This is a genomic window from Rhodococcus sp. BS-15 (assembly GCF_000813105.1).
In the GTDB taxonomy this organism is placed as follows: Bacteria; Actinomycetota; Actinomycetes; order Mycobacteriales; family Mycobacteriaceae; genus Rhodococcoides.
Genome location: NZ_BAOX01000350.1, coordinates 1 through 4657, shown reverse-complemented (window position 1 = coordinate 4657; position 4657 = coordinate 1). Strand labels below are relative to the sequence as shown.

Sequence of the window (4657 nt, the reverse complement as noted above, 5' to 3'; positions counted from 1 at the left end):
TCAGGGCGGCGATCGCGGCTGGATCTCGGAGTCGGAGACATGCGCGGCCGAGGCATCGGCCAGGACGTCCCCCCTCGGCGTCGTCGGTCGTCGTGCTCCGGCCGAGCCGGATGGTTGCGGTGTACGACTTGGTGGTCAGCGAGAGCAATCCCAGCATCTTGGTCGCACGCTCCACGCCGAGCACGAGCACGCCGGTCGCCATGGGGTCCAGGGTCCCCGCATGGCCGACCTTTCTGGTGCGCAACAGTTTTCGGCACGACGCCACCACATCGTGGCTCGTCACTCCCGGACCCTTGTCGACCACCAACAGGCCGGCACCGACGAGACCGGACGAGATCTTTTCGCGAGCACTCACGAGAGAGCATTGTGCCAGGCTCGCGGAGCCGGTCGTCACATCACCGAGATCGCGGTCATCACCAGACCGCCCGCCACCATCCATCGACCGTCGAAAGCCCGCAACGGCGGCCCGGACACCGTGTCCCCGGGCACCAGCAGCTCGGAATGGAACGTTCCCGAAATGTCGTCACCGACACCGGTGCGCTCGAAAGTGATGTGCGCGTCCTCGAAGCCGAGCCAGCGTCCGGTCAACGGCTCCCAGGCCTTGTACGTCGCTTCCTTGGCGCAGAACAACACCCGATCCAGTGCACGTCCTCACGGCCCACGGTCGCGAGCCACTCGCGTTCGGCCTCCAGGCTCACCGCCCCGAGCACGCCATCGGGCAAGGGTCCGTGTGGCTCGGCGTCGATTCCCACCGACCGCACCTGCATCGAGTAGGCCAACACCGCACCGCGATAGCCGTCGCAGTGCGTCAACGACCCGACCACACCCTTCGGCCACTGCGGGGCACCGGACTTACCGCGCATGATCGGCACCGGCTCCACGCCCAACTTCTCCATCGCCACGCGCGCACAGTGTCGAGCCGACGTGAACTCACGCTTGCGCTTGTCCACCGCCTTGGCCACCAGCGGGGCTTCGAGCGGATGCGGCGTCAAACCCGGTGGGTCCGCGAACAATTCGGCCGAGACGACGCCGTTGGGAAGTATGGACTCGATCACTTGCCTGCCCTCATCTTCTCGACCTCTGCCTCCATCTCGGGCGTCACCGTGAAGTGTCCACCCCACTTGTTCAACGCACCCGGCGGATACTCGGGGACCGGAAGAATTTGGCGCAGAACGTTCTTCGGCAGGCCACGGCGCTGCCATTCGCGCGGGTAGCCCACCGACACCTCCTCGAAGCGAACGCCGTCGTAGTAGGTCGTCCGCGGGATGTGCAGGTGCCCGTACACCGAGCAGATCGCGTTGTACCGCGTATGCCAATCCGCCGTCAGAGTGGACCCACACCACAGCGCGAACTCCGGGTAGAACAGCACCTCGGTCGGCTGCCGAACCATCGGGAAGTGGTTGATCAACACGGTCGGAACGGAGGTGTCCAGCGCATCGAGACGTTCCCGGGTGGCGTCGATCCGCGCATGGCACCAGGCGTCGCGCGTCGCGTAAGGCTGCGAGGACAGCAGGAATTCGTCGGTGGCGACGACGTTCTTCTCACGTGCGATCGCCAGTCCGTGCTCCTTGTCCCGAGCTCCCCGCGGCAGAAACGTGTAGTCGTAGAGCAGGAACATCGGCACGATCGTCGCCGGGCCGCCCTCACCCTCCCACCGCAGATACGGGTCCTCGGGGGTGACGACGTCGATCTCGCGGCACAGGTTCACCAGGTACTCGTATCGAGCTGCCCCGTGGATCTGGACGGGATCTTTCACCGTCGTCCACAGCTCGTGGTTTCCTGGAACCCAGATGACTTTCGCGAAACGGCTACGCAGCAGTTCGAGCGCCCACTTGATGTCGTCGGTCTTCTCCGACACGTCGCCGGCAACGATCAGCCAGTCTTCGGGCGATTCGGGAAAGATGTCCTCGGTCACGGGCCGGTTGCCCCGATGTCCGACGTGAATGTCGCTCACTGCCCACAGCTTCGCTGCCACTGAAAATTCCTTCCGATGCGCTCGGCCGCCGGCGTCGAATCGCCAGAACCGTCCGAGAACGTACCAACGTCCAATACTCCCTGCAGATTCCGCGACGTATCCGGGCGGGGTGAAGCGGTGCTCCGGCGGACCGACGGCAGTGAATAACGCCGAGTTCGCAAACGGGTCGCATCAACCGCAAATTCGGGTATATGGTTGTTTTCATGACGATTTTGCGGAGTATTTCGCCATCAGGGGTGGTTCGATGACGGTGCCTCCGGTCCGTGTTCGAGACGCCGCGGCGCTGCTCGGAGTCAGTGACGACACCGTGCGTCGATGGATCGACAGTGGCACGCTTGCCTCGCTCGAGGACGAGACCGGGCGCAAAGTGATCGCCGGCCGGGATCTGGCCGCCTATGCCCGCGAGCATGCCGCTCCGCCGCCCGAAGTCTCGTCGGGTGGCAGTTCGGCCCGCAACCGATTGGTCGGGTTGGTCACCGATGTCGTCTCGGACACGGTGATGAGCGAGGTCAGCATGCAGTGCGGGCCGTTCTCCATCGTGTCCCTGATGAGTACGGCGTCGGTTCGAGAACTGGGACTCGAGCCGGGCAAGGTCACCGTCGCGGTCATCAAGGCCACGACCGTCATCGTCGAAACACCCTAGAAAGCAGGAGATCTCAGTGAAAGCAATACGACCGGCCTACATCACCCTGGTCGCGGCTACATTGATGCTGGCCGGGTGCAGTTCCCAATCCGATTCGTCCGCAATGGCTTCCGAACCGCGAGACGGTGCCGTCGGAGGTGAGATCACGGTGTTCGCCGCGGCTTCGCTGCGCGCGACGTTCACCGATCTCGGTTCGCGCTTTCAGGCCGAACATCCAGGCACCTCGGTCGAGCTCAGCTTTGCAGGGTCCTCCGATCTCGCCGCGCAACTGGTCGCCGGCGCGCCTGCGGACGTATTCGCCTCGGCGGATACGAACAACATGACCAAGGTCGTCGACGCAGGCCTCGTCGCGGGCAACCCAGCAGACTTCGCCACCAACACTCTGACCATCGTCACCGCACCGGGGAACCCGAAGAACATCACCTCGTTCGCAGATCTGGCGAACCCCGACGTACTGACGGTGATCTGCGCACCACAGGTGCCGTGCGGCGCGGCCACAGCGTCCATCGAGACCGCGGCCGGCACGGACGTCCCGGCGGTGAGCGAGGAGTCCTCGGTGACCGACGTGCTGGGCAAAGTCACGTCGGGTCAAGCAGATGCCGGCCTGGTGTACGTCACCGATGCTTCCGGAGCGGGCGACGCCGTGACCGCGGTGCCCTTCGATGAATCGAGCCGGGCCGTCAACACCTACCCGATCGCGACGTTGAGCGCGTCCGACAACGAGGCCACCGCGCGCGCCTTCACCGACTTCGTCACCGGACCCGTCGGCCGAGACGTCCTCTCCGGTGCCGGTTTCGCGGCACCGTGACCGCGCAGGCAGCGGCCGGGCAGTCGGGCTCACTCAGAAGTCCGACCGTCGGCGTGCCGCTGTGGATTTTCGTTCCGGCTGCCATCGGCGCGCTTGTCGTCGTGGCACCGCTTGCCGCGATGTTCACCCGAATCGACTGGTCGAACTTCTTCGGGCTCATCACGTCGGATTCTGCGGTTGCGGCGCTGGTACTGAGCTTGAAGACGGCAACGGCCAGCACTGCGGTGTGCGTGCTACTTGGCGTACCGATGGCAATCGTGCTCGCGCGCAGTACGATTCGAGGACTAGCTGCACTTCGCTCCCTGGTCGTGCTGCCTCTGGTTCTGCCCCCGGTGGTCGGCGGCATCGCGCTGCTCTACACCTTCGGACGCCAGGGACTGCTGGGCGAACATCTCGATGCTTTCGGTATCAGAATCGCGTTCACCACCTCCGCGGTCGTGCTGGCGCAGGTATTCGTGTCGCTGCCGTTTCTCGTCGTCAGCGTCGAGGGCGCATTGCGGACGGCCGGTAACCGATACGACGTGGTGGCCGCGACGCTGGGGGCCACTCCGACGACCGTCCTACGCCGCGTCACCATTCCGCTGATACTTCCTGGATTGATGTCCGGGACCGTACTCGCGTTCGCACGCGCACTCGGAGAATTCGGAGCGACTTTGACGTTCGCCGGCTCGCTCGAGGGAGTGACCAGAACACTTCCACTGGAAATCTATCTCCAGCGAGAAGCCGATCCCGATGCCGCGGTGGCGCTGTCGCTGCTGTTGATTCTCGTCGCGGCACTCGTCGTCGTCACCGCACGCGGCACTCGGTCGTCGGGGACGCTGTGAGCCCACTGCACCTGCGCGCCACCCTGGGCGTCCGTGACATCGACCTCGAACTGGATGCCCGCGAGGGTGAGACGGTCGCGATCCTCGGGCCGAACGGGGCAGGCAAATCGACGCTGCTGCAACTCGTCTCGGGCGTCGTGGCACCCGACGACGGAATCGTCCGACTCGGCGAGAAGGTGTTGACCGACACCTCGTCGAGAACCTTCGTTCCGATACATGCCCGAGGCGTTGCCACTCTTGCGCAGGACGCTCTGCTGTTTCCCCACATGGACGCGCGAACGAATGTGGCCTTCGCTCCGCGTAGCGCCGGTGCGAACCGAGCAGCCGCGAAGGTCGTGGCCGATCGGTGGCTGGACGCGTGGGAGCATCCCACCTGGCCGACCGCCGCCCGGCACAGCTGTCCGGTG

General features: G+C 65.1%; 5 protein-coding genes and 2 pseudogenes. 4 read left to right on the top strand and 3 right to left on the bottom strand.

The window, feature by feature from the left end:
- Positions 1 to 21: 21 nt before the first annotated feature.
- The 3 genes and pseudogenes from RHBS_RS24690 to RHBS_RS24680 form a co-directional block, all read right to left on the bottom strand.
- Positions 22 to 337, bottom strand: a pseudogene (locus RHBS_RS24690) (tRNA pseudouridine(55) synthase TruB); the annotation flags it as partial.
- A gap of 53 nt (positions 338 to 390) precedes the next feature.
- Positions 391 to 1055: pseudogene (locus RHBS_RS24685) on the bottom strand (4'-phosphopantetheinyl transferase).
- Positions 1052 to 1975, bottom strand: a complete 924-nt coding sequence (locus tag RHBS_RS24680) for a metallophosphoesterase (RefSeq protein ID WP_121870104.1) — start codon at positions 1973 to 1975, stop codon at positions 1052 to 1054. Before RHBS_RS24680 ends, RHBS_RS24685 begins: the two are co-directional and overlap by 4 nt.
- Before the next feature lie 244 nt (positions 1976 to 2219).
- Here RHBS_RS24680 and RHBS_RS24675 point away from each other — a divergent pair, with 244 nt between their 5' ends.
- The 4 genes from RHBS_RS24675 to RHBS_RS24660 form a co-directional block, all read left to right on the top strand.
- Positions 2220 to 2618 carry a molybdopterin-binding protein gene (locus tag RHBS_RS24675; protein WP_121870105.1) on the top strand — a complete coding sequence of 133 codons (399 nt, stop codon included), beginning with the start codon at positions 2220 to 2222 and terminating at the stop codon, positions 2616 to 2618.
- Positions 2619 to 2682: 64 nt separating this feature from the next.
- A complete protein-coding gene (gene modA, locus RHBS_RS24670; RefSeq protein WP_121872472.1) occupies positions 2683 to 3426 on the top strand; it encodes a molybdate ABC transporter substrate-binding protein in 744 nt (247 codons plus the stop codon).
- The gene (locus tag RHBS_RS24665; RefSeq protein ID WP_121870106.1) at positions 3423 to 4250 is read left to right on the top strand and encodes an ABC transporter permease; all 828 of its coding nucleotides are present in this window, start codon (positions 3423 to 3425) and stop codon (positions 4248 to 4250) included. The genes modA and RHBS_RS24665 overlap by 4 nt, the downstream gene beginning before the upstream one ends.
- Positions 4247 to 4657: ATP-binding cassette domain-containing protein (locus RHBS_RS24660; RefSeq protein WP_237669661.1), on the top strand; the 411-nt coding region annotated here is incomplete at its 3' end. The genes RHBS_RS24665 and RHBS_RS24660, both read left to right, overlap by 4 nt.

Excerpts from the sequence above, each read along its gene's own strand:
- RHBS_RS24675 (WP_121870105.1), top strand. The coding sequence starts at position 2,220 with ATGACGGTGCCTCCGGTCCGTGTTCGAGACGCCGCGGCGCTGCTCGGA.
- modA (WP_121872472.1), top strand. The coding sequence starts at position 2,683 with ATGCTGGCCGGGTGCAGTTCCCAATCCGATTCGTCCGCAATGGCTTCC.